The sequence below is a fragment of the Micromonospora sp. DT43 genome (genome assembly GCF_049841645.1).
Classification (GTDB): domain Bacteria; phylum Actinomycetota; class Actinomycetes; order Mycobacteriales; family Micromonosporaceae; genus Micromonospora.
In genome coordinates, this window is the sequence record NZ_JBNCKR010000009.1 from 151,696 (window position 1) to 176,261 (window position 24,566).

Consider the following 24,566-nt stretch of genomic DNA (forward strand, 5'->3'; position numbering starts at 1 on the left):
GTGGCGGCGACGGGGGACGGCTCCCTCGACGCCGGGAGAACGAGGATGGGCACATGAGCGACTGGACTGCCTTCGGACGGGTGGACGCGGACGGCACCGTTTACGTCAAGACCTCCGAGGGCGAGCGGGTGGTCGGATCCTGGCAGGCGGGAGCACCGGAGGAGGGCCTCGCGCACTTCGCACGCCGCTTCGCCGACCTGGTCACCGAAGTGGACCTGACCGAAGCGCGGCTCAACTCGGGCGCGGCGGACGCCGGGCACTCGCTGAGCACGATCAAGCGGATCCGCGCCACGCTTCCCGAGGCCCACGTGGTCGGCGACATCGACGCCCTGACCGCTCGGCTGGACAAGCTGGCGACCCTCGCCGAGGAGAAGGCCACCGAGGCGCGTGCCGCCCGGGACGCCGCCCGCGTTGAGGCCCTGGCCCGCAAGACCGCCCTGGTGGAGGAGGCCGAGAAGCTCGCCGCCGAATCCACCGGGTGGAAGACGGCGGGTGACCGGCTCAAGGAGATCCTCGACGAGTGGAAGACCATTCGCGGGGTCGACAAGAAGGCCGACGGTGAACTGTGGAAGCGGTTCGCCGCCGCACGGGACGGCTTCACCAGGCGTCGGGGCGCCCACTTCGCCTCTCTGGACGCGACGCGCAAGCAGGCGCAGACCGTCAAGGAGGAGTTGGTCGCCGAGGCCGAGACCATCAAGGACTCCACCGAGTGGGCGGCCACGGCCAACCAGCTCAAGGAGCTGATGACGCAGTGGAAGGCCGCCCCGCGTGCCTCCAAGGAGGCCGAGCAGAAGCTCTGGGAACGGTTCCGGGCCGCACAGGACGCCTTCTTCAGCCGGCGCAGCGAGGTCTTCTCCGCCCGGGACAACGAGCAGCGCGGCAACCTGGAGCGTAAGCAGGCCCTGCTGGCCGAGGCCGAGGCCCTGGACATCGACGCCGACCCGAAGGGCGCCCAGGCCAAGCTGCGGGAGATCCAGGCCCAGTGGCACGAGGCCGGCCGGGTGCCCCGCGAGGCCGCTGCCGGGCTGGAGCGCCGGCTGCGTGTCATCGACGACAAGGTCCGCGACGTGATGGACTCGGCGTGGCGCCGCACCACCAAGGAGGACAACCCGCTGCTCGCCCAGATGCGGTCCCAGGTGGCGGAGGCCGAGGAGCGGCTGGCCCGGGCGCAGAGCGCCGGGGACGCCCGGCGGATCAAGGAGGCCGAGCAGGCCCTCGCCTCCAAGCGGCAGTTCCTCCAGCTCGCCGAGCAGGCCGGCTGACCTGACGCTGTCCGAGAGCCCCCGGTCCCGTGCGGACCGGGGGCTCTCGCGCGTCCGGAATGAGCGCGGCACGGGCCGAGCGCGGGGTGGGCGGTTGACGCATTGAGGCGGGCTGATGAGAATGGGCGACGGAGTCAGGTAGGGCCACCGGGACGAGGGCGACGACGGCGGGGTTCCGCTGTCGAGGATCGGCCGGTGCGCTTCCGCGAGTGTCCCCGTCCGCGTGACATGGACCGTCGCGCACTGTCCGCGTACCCGAAAAGGGCCGTGACGTGCCGACGGCAGCTCGCCCGCGCGGCCCCTGGCCGACGTCGGGCCTGTGAAGTGGAGCTCGAATGTTCCGTCCCAAAGCTCTCGGCGGTGCGCTGACCGCGCTCGCCACCGTCGCGGCCGGCGTGTTCTTCGCCGCCGCCGTCAGCACCACCCCGGCCTCCGCCGCGGGCACCGGCACCGGTTACCTGCACACGAACGGCAGTCAGATCGTGGACAGCACCGGCGCCACGGTGAGGTTGACCGGCATCAACTGGTTCGGCATGGAGACCGACAACAAGACCTTCCACGGGCTCTGGTCGAGCAATCCGTGGCGGGGGCAGCTCGACACGATGGCCCGGCTGGGTTACAACACGCTGCGGGTGCCGTACTCGAACGACGCGCTGAAGCCGGGCGCGACCGCCACCGGGATCAACGACTTCGTCAACCCGGACCTGATCGGGCTCTCGCCGTTGCAGATCCTGGACAAGGTGATCGCCTACGCCGGCAGCAAGGGGATGCGGATCATCCTGGACCGGCACCGGCCGACGTCGGCCGGGCAGTCTCCGCTCTGGTACACGCCGACGGTCTCCGAGGCGACCTGGATCAACGACTGGAAGATGCTCGCCCAGCGGTACGCGGGCAATCCCACGGTGATCGGCGCGGACCTGCACAACGAGCCGCACGCCGAGGGCACCAACCCGGCGGCCACCGGCGCGTGCTGGGGCTGCGGCGACACCACGCGGGACTGGCGGCTCGCCGCCGAGCGGGCCGGCAACGCGATCCTCGGTGTCCAGCCCAACTGGTTGATCTTCGTGGAGGGCGTGAGCTGCCCCAGCGGTGGCCTCTCAAACGTGTGGGACAACGACCCGAGCAACGACGAGGACTGCGGCTGGTGGGGCGGCAACCTGTCGAAGGCCGGCCAGTTCCCGGTACGGCTGAACGTGGCCAACCGGCTGGTCTACTCGCCGCACGAGTACGCCACGTCGGTCTACCGGCAGACCTGGTTCGACGCCCCGGACTACCCGGCCAACATGCCGGCCATCTGGGACAAGTACTTCGGTTACCTCTACAAGCAGAACATCGCCCCGATCATGATGGGTGAGTTCGGCAGCACCCTGGCCGACCCGAAGGACCGGGTGTGGCTGGAGAAGTTGATGGCGTACACCGGTACCGGGGTGACCGGGATGTCGTTCACCTACTGGTCGTGGAACCCGAACTCGGGTGACACCGGCGGCATCGCGCTCGACGACTGGACGAACGTCAACACCACCAAGCAGGCGATCCTCCAGCCGTACCTGATCGCGCCGTCCGGTGGCGGACCCACCGGCGGGCCCACCGGCGGGCCGACGGGTGGGCCTACGGGCGGACCGACAGGCGGGCCGACGACCCCGCCCCCGGGCGCCTGCACGGTCACCTACCGGCAGGTGAACGCCTGGCAGGGCGGCTTCCAGGGTGAGGTGACGGTGAAGAACACCGGTACGGCCGCGGTGAACCCGTGGTCGGTGACCTGGACCTGGCCGTCCGGCGTGACGCTGGGCAGTGGCTGGAACGCCACTGTCACCCAGTCGGGTACGACGGTCACGGCTGCCGCGCCCAGTCACGCGCCATCCCTGGCGGCGGGCGCCTCGGTCACCGTGGGCTTCACCGCCAACGGCACGGCCAGCACCCCGGCGAGCGTGAAGCTCAACGGCGCCGGCTGCTGAGCCACCGGAGTGGCCGGCGCTCACGTCGTGGGCGCCGGCCACTCCGGGCATTTACATCCAGGGGGTTCTATGTTCCCATCGGGAAAGCGCTTGCCTCCGCAGTGGTCGGCGCGAGCGCGGGAGCCGCTTTCCCCGAACTGCACCGGCGGGCCCGAGACCCACGGGTCCCGGCCCACCTCGCCGCCCACGGGCATGGGCGTCGCGGCGGTCCGTCCGCCTCATCGAGAGGAAGCAGCATGCGCACACCACAGCGTCGGATGACGCTGCTCGCCACCACCGCCGCCGCCACCGCGGCCCTGGTCACCGGCGGGCTCCTGACCGCCGTCTCCGCCCAGGCGGCCGCCGGCTGCCGGGTCGCCTACTCGGTCGCCAGCCAGTGGCCGGGCGGGTTCACCGGCAACGTCACTGTCACCAACCTCGGCGACCCGGTCTCCGGGTGGACGCTGCGCTGGTCGTACGGGGCCGGCCAGCAGGTCAGCCAGGCGTGGGGCGCCACCGCCACCCAGAGCGGCGCCCAGGTCTCCGCCACGAACGTCGACTACAACGGCAACCTGGCCACCAACGGCAGCGCCTCGTTCGGGTTCAACGCGAGCTGGAACAACTCGAGCAATCCGGACCCGACAGGCTTCACCCTGAACGACGTCGCCTGCACCGGCGGCACCACCACCCCGACCACGCCGGCCACCCCGACCACGCCGGGCACCCCGAACACGTCGGGCACGCCGGGTGCCCCGACGACCCCACCGATCCCGAGCGATCCGCCGCCCAGCGTCCCGCCACCGACAGGTCTCGTCGGATGGGCCACCCAGAACGGCGGCACCACAGGCGGCGGCGGCGCACCGGCCACCACCGTCAGCAACGCCTCGGCGCTGACCAGCGCCCTGAACGCGACAGGCGCAGCGGTGATCCGGGTGTCCGGCACGATCTCCTGCTCGGGCATGCTGCGGGTGCGGTCCAACAAGACCATCCTCGGCAACTCCGGCGCGACGATCGTCGGCTGCGGACTCAACGTCAGCGGTGACCGCAACGTCATCGTCCGGAACCTGACCTTCCGGGACTGGAACGACGACGCGATAAACGTGCAGGAGTCGGCCACCAACGTCTGGATCGACCACAACACCTTCAGCAACGGGTACGACGGCGCCGTCGACATCAAGCGCGGGTCGGACTTCGTCACGGTGTCGTGGAACCGGGTCTTCAACCACGACAAGACCATGCTGCTCGGCCACAGCGACGACAACGGCGCACAGGACACCGGCCACCTGCGGGTGACCTACCACCACAACTGGTTCGACGGCAGCAGGCAGCGCAACCCCCGGGTGCGCTTCGGCAACCCGGTGCACGTCTACAACAACTACTACCGGGCCAACGGCGGCTACGGCGTGGCCTCCACCGAGAACGCCGGCGTGCTCGTCGAGGGCAACTACTTCGAGAACGTCAACGACACGTACCACCTTGGCGAGGCCGACTCCGGGCCGGGCCGCCTGGTCGCCCGCAACAACCACTTCGTCAACTCGCCCGCCGGACAGACCGGCGGCAGCGTCGCCAGCATCCCGTACTCGTACCAACTGGACACCGCGAGCACCGTCAAGTCCATCGTGACGGGCGGCGCCGGCGCCGGTCGCATCACTGTCTGACCGTGGGCCGGTCGGGGTCCGCCGTGGCGGCGGACCCCGGTCGGGGTCAGTGCGCGGCGCAGCCGGTCGTCGGCGCGGGGGCGACCGCCGGTGCGCCGATCGTGGGCAGGCCGAGCAACACACCGGGGGTACGCGGGGAGCGGCCCGCCTCGGCGGCGTCGCCCGCCCTGGTCCGCCGGTGCGACAGTGGCGCTCCGTCGGCGTTCAGGTGGTGCGGCGCGGCGTACGTGATGGTGGTGTGCACGATGTCGCCTGGCCGGATCGACCCGGCGAAGCTGCCGGCGTCGAAGTGCACGAGCCGGCCGTCACGCGCCCGGCCGGACAGCCGCCCGGTCCGCTCGTCCTTACGGCCCTCGCCGACCGCGACAAGCACCTCGACGGTCTCCCCCACCAGGCGCTTGTTCTCCGCCCAGGAGATCTCCTCGACGCAGGCGATCAGCCGCTCGTAGCGCTCCTGCACGACCTGCTTTGGCAGCTGGCCGTCCATGGTGGCGGCGGGGGTGCCGGGGCGCTTCGAGTACTGGAAGGTGAAGGCCGAGGAGAACCGGGACTCGCGCACCACGTCCAGGGTGCGCTGGAAGTCGGCCTCCGTCTCGCCGGGGAAGCCGACGATGATGTCGGTGGTGATCGCCGCGTCCGGCATCGCCGCCCGGACCTTCTCGATGATCCCCAGGTAGCGCTCGGAACGGTACGACCGGCGCATCGCCTTCAGCACGTCGTCGGAGCCGGACTGCAACGGCATGTGCAGCGAGTGGCACACGTTCGGCGTCTCGGCCATCGCGGCGATCACGTCGTCGGTGAAGTCCTTCGGGTGCGGGCTCGTGAACCGGACCCGCTCCAACCCGTCGATCTCGCCGCAGGCGCGCAGCAGCTTGCCGAACGCGTACCGGTCACCGAACTCGACGCCGTAGGAGTTGACGTTCTGCCCGAGCAGCGTCACCTCCAGCACGCCCTCGTCGACCAGGGCGCGCACCTCGGAGAGGACGTCGCCGGGACGGCGGTCCTTCTCCTTGCCGCGCAGAGAGGGCACGATGCAGAACGTGCAGGTGTTGTTGCAGCCCACCGAGATCGAGACCCAGCCGGCGTACGTGGACTCGCGGCGGGTCGGCAGCGTGGACGGGAAGACGTCAAGCGACTCCAGGATCTCCACCTCGGCGGCCGCGTTGTGCCGGGCCCGTTCCAGCAGCACCGGCAGCGCGCCGATGTTGTGCGTGCCGAAGACCACGTCCACCCAGGGCGCCCTGCGCACGATCTCGCCACGGTCCTTCTGCGCCAGGCAACCACCGACGGCGATCTGCATCCCCGGGTGCTTGTCCTTCACGGGGCGCAGATGACCGAGGTTGCCGTAGAGGCGGTTGTCGGCGTTCTCCCGTACCGCGCAGGTGTTGAAGACGACGATGTCCGGGGTGTCGTCGGCCTGGGGCGCGCGTACGTAGCCGGCCTGTTCGAGCAGGCCGGAGATGCGCTCGGAATCGTGCACGTTCATCTGGCAGCCGTAGGTGCGCACCTGGTAGGTGCGCGGGCTGCCCGCCGCTGCGGTAGTCATGACCAGGACAGCGTATCCGGGTCGGCCGGATCGCCCCGAACCGAGGAGCACCCGACATGTGTCGAAGCATCAAGACGCTGCGTGAGCCGTTCACCCCGCAGGTGACCGACACGGACATCGAGGCGGCGGCGTTGCAGTACGTCCGGAAGATCTCGGGCTTCCGGGCGCCCGCCGCGCACAACGCCGCCGCGTTCGAGGCCGCGGTGGCCGCCGTGACGGAGGCCACCCGCACCCTGCTCGACCAGTTGGTCGTGCGGGGTGGCGGGTCGGGCTCCGCCGCCGCGGGTCAGGCCGCCGCGAGCACCGGCGCGACGGTGTCGGGCGCCCACCGCGAGCGGTGACACTGCGACCAGCCCCGGCAGCCCGGGTCCCCCACCGAGCAGAGCCGCCGCCGGCTGAGCACCTCGCCGTCGTCGGTGTCCCGGACGTCGAAGTGCACCGGGCGGACCGTCCCGTCCGGTGCGACGAGCAGGTGCCGGCCGGCGTCGAGCGTGTCGTCGCGCAGCAGACAGTCGCGGCCCAGCAGCCGGGCCAGCGCGGCGATGCTGGCGTGCTCGGGGAGCCGGTCCGGCACCCCGTAGCAGTCGACCACCGTCGAGAACTCGCCCGGCGCCTGCCAGACGTCACACACCACCGCGTACGCCGGCAGTCGGGCCGGGTCCGCCACCGCGAGCGGCATCACCACCCGGCCGAGCGCCTCGGCCAGCGCCGGGTAGACCTCCACGGGTCGTACCCGATCGATTCTCCAGTTCCACAGCTCGGTCATTCCGCCTCCTCGCTGCGTTCGTCCCACCGGCCTCCGGATCGGGCCTTACTCACGATGGTGGGGGGCATTTGACCCCAGCCGGGGGCAAGTTACCGGTCTGTGACCATTCCGGGCAAAATTTCCCTGAGCGGCATTGCTCGGAGTAGCGGGAAGGTGACAGTTTATCGGGTATCGTGCGCTCGCCGTGCCATCGGGGCCGCGTGTCCTCGCGCCGCCGTATTCGCCCGCGCCGCCGTGTCCGTCAGCGCAGGACCACCAGGTGCTCCCCGCGGGGCAGCAGCTCGCCCACCACTGGCGCGCCCGGCAGCTCACCGGCGACCAGCAGACCGCCGGAGGTCTGCGCGTCGGCCAACAGCAACCGCTCACCCTCGTCCGCCGCGCCGAAATCCGTCCACGGGGTGACCCAGTCCAGGTTGCGACGGCTGCCGCCGCTGACGTACCCGTCGCGCAGCGCCTCCCGCGCACCGGCGAGGTACGGCACCCGGGCGGTGTCGATGGCCACCGTGAGCCGGCTGGCGCGGGCCAGCTTCGAGGCGTGCCCGAGCAGGCCGAAGCCCGTCACGTCGGTGCCGCAGCGGATACCGGCGGCGACCGCCGCGCGCGCCGCGTCGCGGTTGAGCGCGCTCATCGTGGCGACCGCCTCCGGGAAGCTCTCGCCGGTGGCCTTGTGCCGGGTGTTGAGCACGCCCACGCCCAGCGGCTTGGTCAGCGACAGCGGCACCCCGGCCCGACCGGCGTCCAGCGTGATCAGCTCCTCCGGGCAGACGGTGCCGGTGACCGCGAGACCGTACTTCGGACCGTCGTCGTCGACGCTGTGCCCGCCGGCCAGGTGACAGCCCGCCTCCCGGGCCACGTCCTGGCCGCCGCGCAGCACCTCGCGCGCCAACTCCAGCGGCAGCACGTCGCGCGGCCAGCAGAGCAGGTTGAGCGCCACCAGCGGGATGCCACCCATCGCGTACACGTCGGAGAGCGCGTTTGCCGCCGCGATGCGCCCCCAGTCGTACGCGTCGTCGACGACAGGTGTGAAGAAGTCCGCGGTGCTGACCAGGCCCGTACGCTCGTCCAGGCGGACCACCGCGGCGTCGTCGCCGTGGTCCAGGCCGACAAGCAGCTCCGCCGTTCCGGTGGCCGGGCCCAGACCGGCGACCATGGCCTCCAGCTCGCCCGGCGGAATCTTGCAGGCGCAGCCACCGCCGCGGGCGTACTTCGTCAGGCGTACCGGTTCGGTCATGTCCTTATCGTCGCGGGCATCAGGTGTCGCCGCCACCGTTGCGGCCCGCGCGATGACCGAAATCGGACCCTCGACACCGATCGTGACCGGTGTTACCGCTCCGTGACCAACTGAGTTGCGTTCCGCCACAGCCCGCCGCCTACAGTTGCCCAACCGGGGGTCAACCGACCCCGATCCGGGCAGACGACAGGGGACGGTGGACGACGTGACGACGGGCGAACCGCTCATCGTGCTGGACGCGGTCAACAAGTGGTTCGGGCCGCTGCACGTGCTGGACGACGTCTCGCTGTCGGTGGGTCGGGGCGAGGTGGTCGTGGTGATCGGCCCGTCCGGCTCCGGCAAGTCGACGCTGTGCCGCGCCATCAACCGACTGGAACCGATCAACTCCGGCACCATCACCTTCGACGGCCAGGCGCTGCCGGCCGAGGGCAAGGCCCTCGCGAGGCTGCGCAGCGAGGTGGGGATGGTCTTCCAGTCCTTCAACCTCTTCGCCCACAAGACCATCCTGGAGAACGTCACCCTCGGGCCGGTCAAGGTCCGTAGGGAGAAGCCCGCCGCGGCTCGCGAGCGCGGCCTGGCCCTGCTCGACCGGGTCGGCATCGCCAACCAGGCGGACAAGTTCCCGGCCCAGCTCTCCGGTGGCCAGCAGCAGCGTGCGGCGATCGCCCGTGCCCTGGCCATGCAGCCCAAGGCGATGCTCTTCGACGAGCCGACAAGCGCCCTCGACCCGGAGATGGTCGGCGAGGTGCTGGACGTGATGACCTCGCTGGCCCGCGACGGCATGACCATGGTCGTGGTCACCCACGAGATGGGCTTCGCGCGGCACGCCGCCAACCGGGTCATCTTCATGGCCGACGGCAAGCTGGTCGAGGACGCCTCCCCTGCGGAGTTCTTCGCCAACCCGCGCAGCGAACGGGCCAAGGACTTCCTCTCCAAGATCCTCACGCACTAGGCGTCCGTAGTGGAGCTACCACCGCACCTCGGTGGGCTCCGTCGAAGAAGGAGAAGAGTATGCGTATGAAGCGCGTGGCGGCGGTCGCCATGATGGCATCCCTCGCCCTGTCCGCCGCGGCCTGCGGCAAGGAGGGTGAGCCGACGCCGAGCGCCGGTGGAAACGCCTCCGGTGGCGCTCAGGGAGACACCTGCAAGAGCTCCGGCGCGACCTTCACCCCGAAGACGGACGCGGCCGTCGCCGGCAGCCCGGCCTTCGAGAAGATCAAGGCGGCCGGCAAGGTCTCCGTCGGCGTCAAGTTCGACCAGCCGAACCTCGGCTACAAGGACGCCCAGGGCAACCGGTGCGGTTTCGACATCGAGATCGCCCAGTACGTGGCCAGCACGCTCGGCGTCGACCCTTCGAAGATCGAGTACAAGGAGATCGCGTCGGCCAACCGGGAGACCGCGATCAAGGGTGGTGAGGTCGACTACTACGTCGGCACCTACTCGATCACCGACAAGCGCAAGAACGACATCTCCTTCGCCGGCCCGTACTTCGTCGCCGGCCAGGACCTGCTGGTCCGCAAGGACGAGACGTCGATCACCGGCAAGGACACCATCAAGGGCAAGAAGGTCTGCTCGGCCACCGGCTCGACCCCGATCCAGAAGGTCCGCGACGAGGGTCTGACCGAGGCGAACAACATCGTCGAGTTCAAGACCTACTCGGAGTGCGTCTCGCAGCTGCTGGACAAGAAGGTCGACGCCGTCACCACCGACGACGCCATCCTCAAGGGCTACGCGGCGCAGAACCCGGACGAGCTCAAGGTCGTCGGCCAGCCGTTCAGCACCGAGAAGTACGGCATCGGCCTGCCGAAGGACGACAAGGCGCTGCGCGACTACGTGAACGACCAGATCGAGGCCGCCTTCACGAACGGCACGTGGCAGAAGATCTACGACGGCACGCTCGGCAAGTCCGGCTCGGCGGGCACCCCGCCGAAGCTCGAACGGTACTGACCGACCGGCTCGACACGAGTTGCGGCGCCGGACGGGGCTCGTCCCCGTCCGGCGCCCGCCCCAGGGACTGAGAGCGAGGCATGGGCGAGTTCTTCCGCGTACTGACGGACAACGGGCAACTGTTCGTCGACGGGTTCACCAACACCGTCAAACTCTTCCTGATCGCCGCGGTCGGCAGCCTCGTCCTCGGCACGCTGCTCGGCGCGATGCGGGTCTCCCCCGTGCCGGCCCTGCGGGCGTTCGGCGCCACGTACGTCAACCTGGTGCGCAACACCCCCCTGACGCTCGTCTTCGCGTTCCTCGTCTTCGCGGTGCCGAAGCTCGACGTCAACATCGACTACTTTCCCAGCGCCGCCATCGCGCTCACCGTCTACACCTCGGCGTTCGTCTGCGAGGTGATCCGCTCCGGCGTGAACACGGTCGCGGCCGGGCAGGCCGAGGCGGCCCGCGCGCTGGGCATGACCTTCGGTCAGGTGCTCACGCTCATCGTGCTGCCGCAGGCCCTGCGGGCGATGGTCCCGCCGATGATGAGCGTGTTCATCGCGATGCTGAAGAACACCACGATCGCCGCCGGGTTCTCGGTGCTGGAGGCCGGTGCGATCCCGTCGTACATGGCCGAGCGGGGTGAGCCGCAGTTCGCCGTCCTGCTCTGGATCACCATCGGCTTCCTGATCCTGATCCTGCCGCTGGTCGCCCTGCAGCGGTTCCTGGAGCGCAAGTGGAGGGTGGCGCGGTGAGCGCGAGGAGTGAGCTTGCGAGCCCCGCAGTCGCGAACGGAAGGTGGCTGAGTTGAGCCAGGCGTCGATCCTCTACGACCTGCCCGGCCCGCGCGCCAAACGGCGCAACGCGATCCTGGGCGTCGCCTCCACCGTCGGCATCATCGCGCTGCTCGCCTACATCGGCTACAAGTTCGCCGACACCGGCCAGTTCGAGGCCCGCAAGTGGGAGCAGTTCCAGTACGCCTCGGTGCAACGGGAACTCCTCGTCGGCCTGGGGGCGACGCTGAAGGCCGCCGGCATCGCCGCGGTCCTGGCGCTGCTCTTCGGCGCGGTCTTCGCCAGCGGTCGACTGAGCGACAAGTGGATCCTGCGAGCCCCGGCGACGTTCGTGGTGGAGCTGTTCCGGGCCATCCCGCTGCTGATCCTGATCTTCTTCGGCTACTACGTCCCACTGCAGTACGGCTGGTCGATCGACAAGCTGTGGGCACTGGTCATCGGGCTGACGCTCTACAACGGCTCGGTGCTCGCGGAGATCTTCCGGGCCGGCATCAACGCCGTGCCGTACGGGCAGACCGAGGGCGCGTACGCGATCGGCATGCGCAAGAACCAGGTGCTGCGGCTGATCCTGCTGCCGCAGGCTGTCCGGTCGATGCTCCCGGCGATCGTCAGTCAGCTCGTCGTGCTGCTCAAGGACACGGCGCTGGGGTTCATCATCACGTACCCCGAGCTGTTGTTCGTGGGTAAGCAGATCGGCGGTCGGTTGCCGTTCGGGCTGCCGTACGTGCCGGCGTACCTGATCGTGGCGGCGGTCTACATCACCATCTGCGGCGCCCTGTCGGCCCTGGCGTGGTGGTTGCAGAAGCGGATGGGGCGCATCCCGCACACGGCGGCCAAGGTGCTGCCCGCCCAGGACGCCGGCTTGGACTCCGCCCGGATGATCTGACCGGGCCGTCCGGCCGGTGATCGACACGAGTTCGCTGATATCGGGGTATCACCGGCGACGGGATACCCCGATATCGCTGAAGGCGTGTCGATCAAGGGCCCGCCGGGTCAGCGGGCGATCTCGGTGACCCGGGACTCGCGGACCACTGTGACGCGGATCTGTCCCGGGTAGGTCAGCTCCTCCTCGATCTGCTTCGCCACGTCGCGGGCCAGCACGGCCGCCCCGATGTCGTCCACGTCGTCCGGCTTGACCATCACCCGGATCTCCCGGCCGGCCTGCATCGCGAACACCTTGTCGACACCGAGTTTTCCGGCCGCGATCTCCTCGATCCGCTCCAGCCGCTTGACGTACGCCTCCAGGCTCTCCCGACGCGCGCCCGGCCGACCGCCGGAACAGGCGTCGGAGGCCTGCGTGAGCACGGCCTCGATGGTCTGCGGCGGCACCTCGTTGTGGTGCGCCTCGATGGCGTGCACCACGTCCTCGTGCTCGCCGTACTTGCGGGCCAGGTCGGCGCCGATGATGGCGTGGCTGCCCTCGACCTCGTGGGTGAGAGCCTTGCCGATGTCGTGCAGGAACGCCGACCGCTTGATGGTGGGCACGTCCAGCCGCAGCTCGGCGGCCATGATGCCGGCGATGTGCGCGGTCTCGACCAGGTGCTTGAGCACGTTCTGCCCGTACGAGGTGCGGTAGCGCAGCCGACCGAGCAGGGTCACCAGCTCCGGGTGGATCTCGGTGATGCCGACCTCGACGAGGGCGTCCTCGGCGGCGCGGAGGCAGAGCTGCTCCACCTCCTGACGGGCCAGGTCGTAGACCTCCTCGATCCGGTGCGGGTGGATCCGCCCATCGAGCACCAGCTTCTCCAGCGTGAGCCGGCCGACCTCCCGGCGCACCGGATCGAAGCAGGACAGCAGCACCGCCTCGGGGGTGTCGTCGATGATCAGGTTGACCCCGGTCACCGACTCGAAGGCGCGGATGTTGCGCCCCTCCCGGCCGATGATGCGGCCCTTCATCTCGTCGCCGGGCAGGTGCAGGACGCTCACCACGCTCTCGGCGGTCTGCTCGCTCGCCACCCGCTGGATCGCGTCCACCACGATGTGTCGGGCCCGCTGCTCGGCGGTGTTGCGCGCGTCGGACTCGATGTCGCGCACCAGCAGCGCGGCCTCCCGCTTGGCGGACGTCTCGATCGCGTCGATCAACTCCAGTCGGGCCGAGTCGGCGGTGAGACCGGCCACCCGCTCCAGCTCCCGACGGCGCAACTCCTCGGCCTCGGCCAGCTCGGTCTCGCGTTGGGCGAGCGCGGACTCCCGGGCCGCGAGGGCGGCGCTCGCGGCGGTGAGCTGCCGCTCCCGCTCGGCGAACCGCTCCACCTCCTCGGTGTGCAGCCGCTCCCGCTCGTCCATCCGGGCCGCCCGGCGCTCCACCTCCGCGGCCTGCTCCCGGGTCGTGGCGGCGAGCACCGCGACCTCCCGCTCGCCGCTGCGCCGCGCGGTAGTACGGAGCTGCTCGGCGTCCGCCTCGGCCTGTTTGTGCGCCCGTTCCAGCACGGTGTCCGCCTCGGCGCGGGCGTCGTCGAGCACCCGCCGGGCCTCGGCCCGGGCCGCCTTCGCCTCGGCCTTCGCCGCCGCCGCCTCGGCACGAGCCGCGGAGGCGGCGGACTTCGCCACGTCGATCGTGCTGTTCGCCTGGTCGGCGGCGTTACGCAGCGCGGCCAGGGACTGCTCCTGACGATCCTTCTCCGCGATGAAGGCGGGATCCTCCGGGGCCGGCGCCGTGCCCATCCGGCGCAGTGTCCGAATGCCGACCAGCACCGCCCCGACCACGACCACCGCGAGCATCAGGACGGCCGCGAGGAGCACGACGTCGAGGGCGTTCATGCCGGGACCCCGTGAGGTCTACCGGTGAACCTGTGCCGCCGCCCCGCCATGGCCGCCTCCCCTGAACGTCGAGACCGCAGCGACTGTGCCCGAGGCACACTCCTGCGGCTGTGGACGCCCGACCGGAGCGGCTGGCCGTGGATAGCTCTCTCCGCCGGCGGTGCCCTCGGGCATCGTCGGCGACCGGGTGCAGTTGTCGCGGAGCGCCGGACCGGCCAGTCCGGAACTGCCGCCAAAGGCCGCGGAGTCGGCCAAAGTGATGCTGTTCTGTTACGAGATCTATGTTGTGCGCTTAGCCTGCGCTGGTCGGGCAATGTGAGCCTGTATGGCGAGGCTAGGTCGCCGAGGGCGGTCTGGTCAAGGACTCATGATCAAACCCCCCGAACGGAGCGAAGTTGTAGCGTCACCCAAAGCTGATGTCGTTGCGGACAACGGGGGACAAACGCGGCGAGCTGACGGGCGTCGATCCGGATGTCGTACCTGTTCAGCGACGAGGACACCATCCGCCGAGCCGACTGTGTGACACCAACGACCTGGCTTCGACAACGACGGCGGGACGGACGGGTGGCGATCGTGGAGAGCCCCCCGGCCCGGCGTCAGCGGCTCGATGGGCACCCGCCGCCGTCGCGCCACTCAGTCGAGCGGACGGTTGTCGCGCTCCAGATCGCCCTCGGCGTCGGCGAGCGCGTCGGCGTCGATCTGCTCGGCGAACTCGGCCGCCTCGGCGCTCTGCGCGGCGAGCGCGTCCTTCACCGCGCGGATGGCCACGCCGGGCGGATAGCCCTTGCGGGCCAGCATCCCGACCAGACGGCGGAAGACCGCGTCGGGCTCACCCCGGGCGGTACGCAGTTTGCGGTCCACCAGGGCGCGGGCGGTCGCCGCCTCGGTCTCCTCGTCCAGCTCGCCCAGCGCCTCGGTGGCCACCTCACCGTCGACGCCCTTGCGGCGCAGCTCATTGGCGAGCGCCCGACGGGCCAGGCCGCGACCGGTGTGCCGGCTGGACACCCAGGCGCGGGCGAACGCGGCGTCGTCGATGATGCCGACCTCGTCGTAGCGGTCGAGCACCTCGGCCGAGACCTCGTCGGAGATGCCCCGCTTGGCCAACGCATCGGCCAGTTCGGCCCGGGTGCGGGGCCGGACGGCGAGCTGGCGCAGGCAGATCTCGCGAGCCACCTCCGACTCGTCACGAGGCGGGGACTGCGGCTCGTCGCTCTGCTGTTCGGCCCGGCGACCCCGGCGAGGGCGGGGAGGATCGGTGGCGTCGCCCGTACGGGGTGGGCTGGCATCCCAGCCCCGTCCCGTACGGGCGCGTCGTCCTGCCACTGGTCAGCGACCGATCAGAAGTCGACAGGCGGCAGCTCCGGGCCACCGGCGGCGTCACCCGCGCCGACCCCGACGCCGAGCTTCTCCAGGATCTTCTTCTCGATCTCGGCGGCCACGTCCGGGTTTTCCTTCAGGAACTCCCGGGCCTTCTCCTTGCCCTGGCCGAGCTGGTCGCCGTCGTACGTGTACCACGCTCCGGACTTGCGGATGATCGCCTGCTCCACGCCGACGTCGATGAGCGAGCCCTCACGCGAGATGCCCTTGCCGTACATGATGTCGAACTCGGCCTGCTTGAACGGCGCGGCGACCTTGTTCTTCACGACCTTGACCCGGGTGCGGTTACCGACCACGTCGGTGCCGTCCTTGAGGCTCTCGATGCGTCGCACGTCGAGCCGGACCGAGGCGTAGAACTTCAGCGCCCGACCACCGGTGGTGGTCTCCGGGCTGCCGAACATGACGCCGATCTTTTCCCGCAGCTGGTTGATGAAGATCGCCGTGGTGCCGGTGTTGCTGAGCACACCGGTGATCTTTCGGAGTGCCTGGCTCATCAGCCGGGCCTGGAGGCCCACGTGGCTGTCGCCCATCTCGCCCTCGATCTCGGCGCGCGGCACGAGGGCCGCCACCGAGTCGATCACGATGATGTCCAGAGCGCCGGAGCGGATCAGCATGTCCGCGATTTCCAGCGCCTGCTCGCCCGTGTCCGGCTGCGAGACCAGCATCGCGTCGGTGTCGACGCCCAGGGCCTTCGCGTACTCCGGGTCGAGCGCGTGCTCGGCGTCGATGAAGGCGGCGATGCCGCCGTTGCGCTGGGCGTTGGCCACCGCGTGCAGAGCCACAGTCGTCTTACCGCTGGACTCCGGGCCGTAGATCTCGACCACCCGGCCACGGGGCAGACCACCAATGCCCAGCGCCACGTCGAGCGCGATGGACCCGGTCGGAATGATCGCGGTCTGGACGACCGGCCGGTCACCCAGCCGCATCACCGAGCCCTTGCCGAATTGCTTGTCGATCTGAGCGAGAGCAAGGTCGAGCGCCTTCTCCCGGTCAGGACCTGCTGCCATCGTTGCCACCCCTGCCTTCGCCGGCGTCTTTCCTGCTGAGCTTCTCGTCACGCGAGACACGCTAGGCGCTGGGTCCGACAGAAAACCAGCCGACGGGCCGCGAGCTGTGGACGAGCACCCCGCTGTGGACAATAGCCGAACAGGTGTACGACTCGACAAGCGACACGCGGAACCGGCGAAAAGGCTGCTCAGCGTAGTCGGGCGGGCACGCGGTCGGGGTACGCGGCGCAGACCGCCCGCCACACCACGTGCGTCTGCTCTCCCGACGACAGCGCCTGCTCGATGGTCCGCCCATGGAGCTGGGACAGCACCTGGTCGCGGGCGATGCTTGCCGCGTAGCCCGGCCCGAACGCCTCCTCCAGCCGCGCCCAGAAGTCCGTCAGCCGCACGTGATCAACCCTCCTCGCCCGGTGCCCCCGTCGGCACCGGGCGCAACGCTAGCGCCACCAGGGGCACTGTCGCGACCGCCGCGAGCAGGGTGAGCACCGGATAACCGGCGAGCTGCATGACAAACCCGCTGAGCACCGCTGCGCTGGCCCCCGCCAACCCCATGATCAGGTCGGAGAACCCCTGGACGCTGGGCCGCACACCGGCCGACACCGACTCGGAGAGCAGCGTCGAGCCGGCCACCATCGTCCCCGACCAGCCCAGCCCGAGCAGAACCAGACCGACCGAGAGCCGGGGCGTGTGGTGCCCGGCCGTGCCGGCGACCGCGCAGGCGGCCAGCAGCAGCCCGACCCCGCCGAGGATCACCGCCCGCCGGCCGAGCCGGTCGGTGAGCCAGCCCACCACCGGGGAGAACGCGTACATGCCGGCGATGTGCAGGCTCAACACGATCCCGACCAGCCGCAGCACGTCGGCGTCGGCGTGCGACTCACCGAGCCGGACCGGGGTCATCGCCATCACCGCCACCATCACCAGGTGCCCGATCGCCACGGCGGCGATGCCGAGTCGGGCGGCGGGCTGTCCGCGTACCACAGACCAGGCCAGCCGCATCCCGGCGCCGCGCGGCGCGCGCACCTTGACCGGCGCGGCGTCCGGCGTCGCGCCGCCACCTGCCGCCGGCGCCTCGGCCGCCACGGCGGTCGCCGTCGCGTCGGTGGCCGGCGCGTCGGCCGCCGCGAGCCGCCGCGCCGTGAGCAGCGGGTCGGGCCGGAGCAACCCGAGGAGTACGACGGCAGCCAGCACGAACGCGGTAGCGCTGAACGCGAACGGGCCGGCCAGCGGGGGCAGCCCCCAGCCGGTGGTGACCCGGTCGGCCAGCGCGGCGAAGTTCGGCGCGGCCACCGCACCGATGGTGGTGGCCCAGACGATCAGGGAGAGCTGCCGCCCTCGGCGGGCCGGCTCGGCGAGGTCCACCGCCGTGTAACGGGCCTGGAGGTTCGCGGCGGTGCCCCCGCCGAAGAGCAGCATGCCGAGGAAGAGCAGCGGCACCGAGCGGGTGGCAGCCGCCAGCACCACCAGGACGCCACCGACGGCGCCCACCGTGTACGCCAGGACCAGGCCGGGACGACGGCCGTGCCGCGTCATGATCCGGGTGACCGGGACGGCGAGCAGCGCCGCACCGACCACTCCGGCGCTCTGCGCGACGCCCGCCACCGCGGTGCCGGCGACGCGGGCGGCGAGCAACGCGCCGACGGAGATGCCGATCGTCACACCGATGCCGCCGATGACCTGGGTGGTGAAGAGCAGCCGCAGGGTACGCCGCTGGATCGACGCGACGTCGGGCTGGGCGGCGGTACGCGGCGCGGTCAGGTCGGTCGCCATCGGCGCTCCTGTCGGAAGGGGACGACTCATCCTCGCGCACCCGCACCGACCAGCGGCAGTGGGTTTAGCCGACAGCCGAACAGACGACCGGATCGCCCTCACCCCGCGATCATGGTGTTCCCGGTGGGTTGGGGCCCGCCGGCGTAACGGGGAACTGTCCAAGATCTGGACGGCGCACGGCGTTTCGATCAGCCCGCCATCACCCGCTGGTGCAGCGCGGAGACCGCCGAACGTGCCGCCACGAACGCGCCGTGCTGCCAGGCCACCTCGTGGCTCAGCCAGTCTCCGGCGAAGTAGACACGTCCGGCCGGTTGGAGCAGCAGGTTGTATCCGGCCGTGTCGTAGCGGGGCGAGGTCCAGGCGCCCTCGATGTAGGGGGTCCGGTCCCAGGCGTGGGAGTACGAGGTGACCAGCTCGCTGCGGTACTTGTCGCCGTGGATCTTCACCCCCTGGCTGACCGCCCGCTCCCGGCGCTGCTCGGGGGTGAGCCCGCTGTACGCCCTGGCGTTCGCCCCGGTGTTGTAGTAGCCGACGACCAGGCCGCGCTTGCCGTGGAAGCCGTAGGACGGGTACCAGATGTGCGACAGGTCCAGGTCGGTCTCGGTGATGCCGCCGTAGATCCGCTGGTCGGTCTCCCACCAGCGGCTGCGGTACTCCAGGCCGATCTTGCCGGCGGCGGTGACCGGGAAGTCGGCCAGGGCGGCGGTCACCCCGGCGCCGAGGTTGTGCGGCACCCGGGCCATCAGGTGCGGCGGCAGCGCGGCCACGCAGTAGTCGGCGGTGATCTGCAACTGCCGGCCGCCCTGCCGGTAGGTCACCTCGACGCGGCTGCCCCGGTCGGTCACGCCTGTCACCTCGGCGTTGAGTCGGATCCGGTGCCCACCCACGGCCTTGGCGAGGGCGCGCGGGATCTGGTCCATGCCACCGACCGGCTGGAACATCAGCATGGCCTGGTCGTAGCCGAACTCGAAGGAGAAGTACCTGCCCACGTTGCTGGCGAAGACGTCGGAGAGCGCCGGCGGCGTGCCGAGCAGCGTCCCCACCTCGTTGCCGGCGCCGGGGTACGCGGAGAAGCCGCGACGGTTGGTCCCGGTGTACGCCCAGTCACTGGTACGCCCGCCGATCGCGCCGAAGCTCTGCAGGAACGACAGCAGCCGGTCCCGGTCCTCGGTGGTGAGCCGCGCGTCAAGCGCCCCCTGGTCGGTGGCCTTGGCGAGCAGCTCCGAGACGTAGCCGTACACGTCTGCCTTGGCGGTGCGGTAGCGGATCGGCTCGGTCATCCCGGCGGACTCGTTGTAGATCCAGGCGTCGGCGTTCTGGTTGGTGAAGACCTCGATGGGTACGCCGAGTTCCCGGCAGTAGTCCATGGTGACCATCCACTGTGCGATCCGGCCCGGGCCGGCGTTGAAGTAGACGCCGTCGGAGAAGCCGGCCCGCTGGGTGTGCCCGTCGAGGTCGGTCTCGACGTCGCCGCCACGGATGGTCAGGTTCCGCCCGCCGACGCGGTGCCGCGCCTCCAGGATCGTGCAGTGGTAGCCCGCCTTGCCCAGCTCGTACGCGGTGGTGAGCCCCGCGATGCCACCGCCGAGCACGACGACGCTGGCCCCCGAGCGCCCGGTCAGGGTGAAGTCGGACCGCTCGGGTGCCCGGAACGCCGGTGTCACCGACGCGGCGGCGCTGGGTGCGAGACCCATTGCTCCCATCGTGGCGAGCATCGCACCGGCACCGCCGCTGACCCCGACCGCGCGCAGGAACCCGCGCCGGCTCACCGTTGACTGCGTCTGATCGCTCATGAACGCCTCCCCTACAAGATCGACTCACGTGAGTCTGCAGAGGACCTGTTACGTGGATCACGCAACGCCGTTTCCGGCAGGTATCGCCTCCCGGCCCGCCGGTGGTGGCGGTTTCCGACGGGCACGACATTCAGGTCAGCCGGCGAGGGCGCGGGCCGCCACGGTGAGGTCGGCGACGAGACCCTCGTACGCCTTGTCCTGGTCGTCTGCGCGCAGCACGGCGGACGGGTGGATGGTCGCCAGTAGCCGGGCCGGCGGGGCGTCGGCCCGCTCTCCGGCGCTGTCCACCGGCACCTGGGTGAAGTCCTCCGGGTGCTGGGCGGACGCCGGCCAGGGCAGCAGCTCGCCGCGCTGTCTCGTCACCCGGAAGGACGGGCCGAGCAACGCCTTCGCGGCGGTCGCGCCGAGCACCACGACGATCTCCGGGTCGAGCCGGGCGAACTCGGCGACCAGCCAGGGCCGGCAGGCGGTGATGTGCACCCGGTCCGGGGTCTGGTGGATGCGCCGCTTGCCGCGCAGCTCGAAACGAAAGTGCTTCACCGCGTTGGTCAGGTAGATCTGCGCGGGGTCGAGCCCGGCGTCGTCGACGGCCTTGCGCAACAGCCGACCGGCGGGACCGACGAACGGCAGGCCCTTCTGGTCCTCCATGTCGCCGGGCTGCTCCCCGACGAGCACCACACGGGCGCTCTCGTCGCCCCGGCCGAAGACGGTCTGGGTGGCGTCCCGGTACAGCTCGCAGCCCCGACAGCCGCCCGATGCGGTGCGCAGCTCGGCGATGGTGTCGGCGTCGGGCGGGATGAACCGCTGGGCGCCGGGAGCGTTGTCGGTCTGCTCAGCCATGCCGACTGTTATATACCCGTTCGGTATCGTCTGCCGGGTACGACCGGCCCCGGCGGTGGGCGCAGCCGGCGGCCGGAGGTAACCCTCGGTCACCTCCGTGGGGGCGGATGCGGTCGTCAGCGGTATACCTCAGAGTCATATTCATACCTCTGAGGTATACCGCTCAACAGCACATCGACACGGCGGGCAGCCACAGCGGATGGCCACGCCCTTTGCCGCAGGCCCCAGCCCCGCCTTGAACTACCCCGACACCACCGGGCAGACGTAGAGCCTCGGTCTCGTCAGGGGCCGGCGCACGCCACCGAGGCCGCTCCCTGATGCTCGTGATGGAGTGTGTGTCCCAGGCTGTAGAGCTGCGACGTGTTGCCGCCCGGCCCGGCCGCGTCAGTAGCCGTTGCCGCCCCCGCCGCCGCCGCAGGACGCGAGGGCGATCAGCACGATGATGATCACGATGATGGCGACCGCGATCGCGATCCACAGTCCCCTACGGTTTCCGTTTGCAGCCATGGTCAGGCACCTCCGGCGGCCCGCATACCCATCTCGGTCGCTCCGAATCGTCGCGATTCCCCCCTTTTGACTGGGCAACCCGACTACACAACCCGCTCGGCGGCAGGTCAGGTGGCGAAGCCCGACGGAGGGGAGGGATGGATGGCGCGGGCCAGCGCGGCGGCCAGCGGGGTCAGCTCCTCGACGGCCAGCGAGCTGACGGTGACGCGCAGGGCGGGCGGGGCGGCGATCCGGTAGAGGGCGCCGGGCGCCACCGCCCAGCCCGCATCCCGCAACGCGGTGACCGCGCTGGTCTCGTCCGGCACCGGAATCCAGACGTTGATGCCGCTGCGGCCGTGCGCGGGCAGGCCGTGCTCGGCGAGCGCCTCGAGCAGCCCCTCGCGCCGAAGCTCGTAACTCTGCGCCGCCCGCCGCACCAGCTCGTCGACAGCCGGGTCCCGCCAGAGGGCGAGCACCAGCCGTTGCAGCACGGTGGACACCCAGCCGGCACCGACCCGCGTCCGGCCGGTCACCCGGGCCACCGTGGTCTCGTCGCCGGCCAGCACCGCCAGCCGCAGGTCCGGACCGAAGGGCTTGCTCACCGACCGCACGAAGGCCCAGCTTCCGGTCACGCCGGCCAGCGGGTGCAGGGGTACGCGGGCCAGCTCGGCGGCGTGGTCGTCCTCGATGAGCAGCAGGTCCCGCCGGCCGGCGAGCAGTGCGCGCAGCTCCTCGGCGCGGGCGGCGGAGACGGCGGCGCCCGTCGGGTTCTGCGCCCTGCTGGTGACCACGAGCGCCCGCGCGCCGGCGGTCAGCGCGGCCGCCACGCCGGCCACCAGTGGACCGTCGTCGTCCAGTGGCACGCCGATCGGCCGCAGCCCGAGGGCGGCGACCAGGTCGAGCAGGTTGGCCCAGCCGGGATCCTCCACCGCCACCGCGTCGCCGGGACGAAGGTGGGCGCCGAGCAGGCGCTCGATGCCGTCCAGCGCGCCGCCGGTCAGGGTGAGATCCCCGGCGGGCACGCCGTCGGCGCTCAACCGGGCACGGGCTACCTCGGTCAGCTCCGGGAGCACGCCGGCCTGCGAGTAGCCGACCGGCGGACCGGTGTCGGCGGCCATGGCGGCCAGGTGCCTGCCGATCGGGGGCAGCAGCCGGGGATCGGGCTCACCGCGGGACAGGTCGCGGGCACCGGGCAGCGGCGCGGGGCGCAGCGCGGAGCGGCGGGCGGCCACCGGTGGGCGCGGGCGGACGCGGGTGCCGTGTCGGCCGGCGGTGGCCAGCACACCACGCTGGCGCAGCTCCTGGTAGGCGCGGGCGACAGTCGCCGGGCTGACGCCCAGCTCGGCGGCGAGTGCCCGCACCGGCGGCAGGGCGGCGCCTGGCGACAGTGCGCCGGCACGGATGCCCGACTCGATGCTTGCCGAAATCGTGGCGGCCGTCGTCCCACTGAACTGATAGTGTGCTGACACAAATAAGAGATTGTACTAGAACAAAGGGGCGTCGATGTACCCACCCACCGCCCGGACCACCCCCACCCGCTCGCGCGACCGGATGAGTTACGACCGCGAGGCGACACACGCCGTGCTCGACGAGGCGTACCACTGCGCGCTCGGCTTCACAGTCGACGGCGATCCCCGGGTGCTCCCCACCCTGCACGTCCGCATCGGTGACACCCTCTACCTGCACGGGTCCACCGGCAGTCGGCCGCTGCTCGCCGCCCGGGGCGACGGGCTGGAAGTCTGCGTCACGGTGACACTGCTCGACGGGCTGGTCTACGCCCGCTCGCAGTTCCACCACAGCGCCAACTACCGCTCGGTGGTGGCGCTCGGCACCGCCCACCTGGTCACCGACGAGCGCGAGAAGAGCGCCATGCTCACCGCGCTCGTCGAGAAGGTGGGCGCGGGGCGCAGCGCGGACAGCCGCCCGCCGAACCGCCGCGAACTGGCCGAGACCGCCGTGCTGGCGCTGCCGCTGCGGGAGGTGTCCGTCCGGTCCCGCACCGGCGGGGTCCGCGAGGACGAGGCAGACCTGCACCTGCCGCACTGGGCCGGCGTACTGCCGCTGCGGCTGACCGCCGGCCTGCCGCAACCCGCCGCCGAGGTCACCGCACCAGTGCCGGCGTACCTGCGGTCGGTGCACACGCCCTGGCACGACCCGGCCCCGCTGGGCGGCGAGCACGTCCTGCTGGAGCCGCTGGACCTGGCGCACGCCGATGACCTGCACACCGCCACCGCCGACGACGACGTGTGGCGGCACCTCAGCGTTCCGCGGCCCACCGAACCGGCCGGGACTGCCGCGGTGATCGCCTCCGCGCTGGCCGCCCAGCAACGCGGCGAGCGGGTGCCCTGGGTGCAGCGCTGCGCGGTGACCGGGGCGGTCGTCGGCACCACGTCCTACTACGAGATCGACCCGGAACGGCGGTCGGTGGGGATCGGGCACACCTTCCTCGGCCGGCCGTGGTGGCGTACCGGGATCAACACCGAGGCCAAGCTGCTGCTGCTCGGCCGGGCCTTCGACGACCTGGGCGCGGTACGGGTCGTCTGGCACACCGACATCCGCAACGCTCGCTCCCAGGCCGCCATCGAACGGCTCGGCGCGACCCGGGAGGGTGTGCTGCGGATGCACCGGCAACGCCCCGACGGCTCGTGGCGGGACACCGTGCAGTACTCGATGACGGTCGACGAGTGGCCGAACGCACAGGCCAGGCTGCGAGAAAGACTTCTGCGGACGGCACCGGTGGCGTGATGATGGCGGGCGTGCTGGGGATCACCGACATCTGGACGTACGTGCTGGGCACCGTGGCCATCATCCTGCTGCCCGGGCCGAACTCACTCTTCGTGCTCTCCACTGCCGCCAAGCGCGGTGTGGGCGTCGGCTACCGGGCCGCGGGCGGGGTGTTCGTCGGCGACGGGGTCCTGATGATCCTCTCCGCCGCCGGGGTGGCATCCCTGCTCAAGGCGTACCCGCCGCTGTTCCTGGTGATCAAGTACGCCGGTGCCGCGTACCTCGGTTATGTCGGGGTGACCATGCTGCTCGGCGCCGCGCGGCGCTGGCGCGACCGCAACGAGCCGGGCACGCCGCGGCTCATCGACGCCGCGGAGCCGGCGCAGATGCGCAGCCCGTTCCGCAAGGCGCTGGTGATCAGCCTGCTGAACCCGAAGGCGATCCTGTTCTTCATCTCGTTCTTCATCCAGTTCGTCGACCCCGACTACGCCTGGCCGGCGCTGTCGTTCCTGCTGCTCGGCCTGATCGCCCAGGTCACCAGCGCGCTCTACCTGACCGCGCTGATCTTCGCGGGCACGTTCCTGGCCACCCAGTTCCGCAGGCGTCGCCGCCTCGCCGTGGGCGGCACCACAGCCGTGGCGGCCCTCTTCCTCGCCTTCAGCCTCAAGCTCGCCACCGCCAGCGCCGGCTGA

22 protein-coding genes and 1 pseudogene are annotated in these 24,566 nt (G+C 71.0%); 11 read left to right on the plus strand and 12 right to left on the minus strand.

What is annotated here, in order from left to right:
• The first annotated feature begins 53 nt into the window (after positions 1–53).
• From ACLQ26_RS21740 to ACLQ26_RS21755, 4 genes and pseudogenes are all read left to right on the plus strand, one after another.
• Positions 54–1,262, plus strand: coding sequence for a DUF349 domain-containing protein (locus ACLQ26_RS21740; protein WP_425746163.1), 1,209 nt, complete (start codon positions 54–56; stop codon positions 1,260–1,262).
• Between the two features lie 335 nt (positions 1,263–1,597).
• Entirely contained in the window at positions 1,598–3,217 is a 1,620-nt protein-coding gene (locus tag ACLQ26_RS21745; RefSeq protein WP_425746164.1) for a cellulase family glycosylhydrolase, read from the plus strand.
• Between the two features lie 257 nt (positions 3,218–3,474).
• A pseudogene (locus ACLQ26_RS21750) lies at positions 3,475–3,855 on the plus strand (cellulose binding domain-containing protein); the annotation flags it as partial.
• Positions 3,856–3,963: 108 nt separating this feature from the next.
• Positions 3,964–4,854: a pectate lyase family protein gene (locus ACLQ26_RS21755; RefSeq protein WP_425746258.1), complete on the plus strand. Its 891-nt coding sequence runs from the start codon at positions 3,964–3,966 to the stop codon at positions 4,852–4,854.
• Between the two features lie 46 nt (positions 4,855–4,900).
• Here ACLQ26_RS21755 and miaB read toward each other — a convergent pair whose 3' ends face one another.
• Positions 4,901–6,400 (minus strand): tRNA (N6-isopentenyl adenosine(37)-C2)-methylthiotransferase MiaB, encoded by a 1,500-nt coding sequence (gene miaB, locus ACLQ26_RS21760; protein WP_425746165.1) that lies wholly within the window; start codon positions 6,398–6,400, stop codon positions 4,901–4,903.
• 56 nt (positions 6,401–6,456) lie between these two features.
• Between miaB and ACLQ26_RS21765 the strand changes: the two genes are divergently transcribed.
• Entirely contained in the window at positions 6,457–6,741 is a 285-nt protein-coding gene (locus ACLQ26_RS21765) for a DUF2277 family protein (protein WP_425746166.1), read from the plus strand.
• Here the strand turns inward: ACLQ26_RS21765 and ACLQ26_RS21770 are convergent.
• The gene (locus ACLQ26_RS21770) at positions 6,687–7,166 is read right to left on the minus strand and encodes a hypothetical protein (protein ID WP_425746167.1); all 480 of its coding nucleotides are present in this window, start codon (positions 7,164–7,166) and stop codon (positions 6,687–6,689) included. The genes ACLQ26_RS21765 and ACLQ26_RS21770 overlap by 55 nt on opposite strands.
• Positions 7,167–7,407: 241 nt before the next feature.
• Positions 7,408–8,397 (minus strand): selenide, water dikinase SelD, encoded by a 990-nt coding sequence (selD, locus tag ACLQ26_RS21775; RefSeq protein ID WP_425746168.1) that lies wholly within the window; start codon positions 8,395–8,397, stop codon positions 7,408–7,410.
• Between the two features lie 196 nt (positions 8,398–8,593).
• On the opposite strand from selD, the gene ACLQ26_RS21780 reads away from it, so the two are divergent.
• The 4 genes from ACLQ26_RS21780 to ACLQ26_RS21795 all read left to right on the plus strand — a co-directional run bounded on the left by ACLQ26_RS21780 (position 8,594) and on the right by ACLQ26_RS21795 (position 12,006).
• Entirely contained in the window at positions 8,594–9,349 is a 756-nt protein-coding gene (locus ACLQ26_RS21780) for an amino acid ABC transporter ATP-binding protein (protein ID WP_425746169.1), read from the plus strand.
• Positions 9,350–9,408: 59 nt separating this feature from the next.
• Entirely contained in the window at positions 9,409–10,344 is a 936-nt protein-coding gene (locus tag ACLQ26_RS21785) for a glutamate ABC transporter substrate-binding protein (protein WP_425746170.1), read from the plus strand.
• A gap of 80 nt (positions 10,345–10,424) precedes the next feature.
• Positions 10,425–11,081, plus strand: coding sequence for an amino acid ABC transporter permease (locus ACLQ26_RS21790; protein ID WP_393133573.1), 657 nt, complete (start codon positions 10,425–10,427; stop codon positions 11,079–11,081).
• A 52-nt stretch (positions 11,082–11,133) separates the two neighbouring features.
• Positions 11,134–12,006, plus strand: a complete 873-nt coding sequence (locus tag ACLQ26_RS21795) for an amino acid ABC transporter permease (RefSeq protein ID WP_425746171.1) — start codon at positions 11,134–11,136, stop codon at positions 12,004–12,006.
• 107 nt (positions 12,007–12,113) lie between these two features.
• Here ACLQ26_RS21795 and rny read toward each other — a convergent pair whose 3' ends face one another.
• The 9 genes from rny to ACLQ26_RS21840 all read right to left on the minus strand — a co-directional run bounded on the left by rny (position 12,114) and on the right by ACLQ26_RS21840 (position 22,619).
• Positions 12,114–13,880: a ribonuclease Y gene (gene rny, locus ACLQ26_RS21800; protein WP_425746172.1), complete on the minus strand. Its 1,767-nt coding sequence runs from the start codon at positions 13,878–13,880 to the stop codon at positions 12,114–12,116.
• A 633-nt stretch (positions 13,881–14,513) separates the two neighbouring features.
• Positions 14,514–15,203 carry a regulatory protein RecX gene (locus tag ACLQ26_RS21805; protein ID WP_425746173.1) on the minus strand — a complete coding sequence of 230 codons (690 nt, stop codon included), beginning with the start codon at positions 15,201–15,203 and terminating at the stop codon, positions 14,514–14,516.
• 14 nt (positions 15,204–15,217) lie between these two features.
• Positions 15,218–16,264, minus strand: a complete 1,047-nt coding sequence (recA, locus tag ACLQ26_RS21810) for a recombinase RecA (RefSeq protein WP_007456801.1) — start codon at positions 16,262–16,264, stop codon at positions 15,218–15,220.
• Positions 16,265–16,452: 188 nt separating this feature from the next.
• Positions 16,453–16,653 (minus strand): DUF3046 domain-containing protein, encoded by a 201-nt coding sequence (locus ACLQ26_RS21815; protein WP_007456799.1) that lies wholly within the window; start codon positions 16,651–16,653, stop codon positions 16,453–16,455.
• A 4-nt stretch (positions 16,654–16,657) separates the two neighbouring features.
• Positions 16,658–18,031, minus strand: coding sequence for an MFS transporter (locus ACLQ26_RS21820; RefSeq protein ID WP_425746174.1), 1,374 nt, complete (start codon positions 18,029–18,031; stop codon positions 16,658–16,660).
• 188 nt (positions 18,032–18,219) lie between these two features.
• Complete coding sequence (locus ACLQ26_RS21825; RefSeq protein ID WP_425746175.1) at positions 18,220–19,824, minus strand: FAD-dependent oxidoreductase; 1,605 nt, start codon at positions 19,822–19,824, stop codon at positions 18,220–18,222.
• Positions 19,825–19,959: 135 nt separating this feature from the next.
• Positions 19,960–20,664, minus strand: coding sequence for a UdgX family uracil-DNA binding protein (locus tag ACLQ26_RS21830; RefSeq protein WP_425746176.1), 705 nt, complete (start codon positions 20,662–20,664; stop codon positions 19,960–19,962).
• A 384-nt stretch (positions 20,665–21,048) separates the two neighbouring features.
• On the minus strand, positions 21,049–21,171 hold the full coding sequence (locus tag ACLQ26_RS21835) for a hypothetical protein (RefSeq protein WP_007456791.1): 123 nt from the start codon (positions 21,169–21,171) through the stop codon (positions 21,049–21,051).
• Positions 21,172–21,278: 107 nt separating this feature from the next.
• Positions 21,279–22,619, minus strand: a complete 1,341-nt coding sequence (locus tag ACLQ26_RS21840) for an aminotransferase class I/II-fold pyridoxal phosphate-dependent enzyme (protein ID WP_425746177.1) — start codon at positions 22,617–22,619, stop codon at positions 21,279–21,281.
• 34 nt (positions 22,620–22,653) lie between these two features.
• Between ACLQ26_RS21840 and ACLQ26_RS21845 the strand changes: the two genes are divergently transcribed.
• Positions 22,654–23,895 carry a bifunctional pyridoxamine 5'-phosphate oxidase family protein/GNAT family N-acetyltransferase gene (locus ACLQ26_RS21845; RefSeq protein WP_425746178.1) on the plus strand — a complete coding sequence of 414 codons (1,242 nt, stop codon included), beginning with the start codon at positions 22,654–22,656 and terminating at the stop codon, positions 23,893–23,895.
• On the plus strand, positions 23,895–24,566 hold the full coding sequence (leuE, locus tag ACLQ26_RS21850; RefSeq protein ID WP_425746179.1) for a leucine efflux protein LeuE: 672 nt from the start codon (positions 23,895–23,897) through the stop codon (positions 24,564–24,566). The genes ACLQ26_RS21845 and leuE overlap by 1 nt, the downstream gene beginning before the upstream one ends.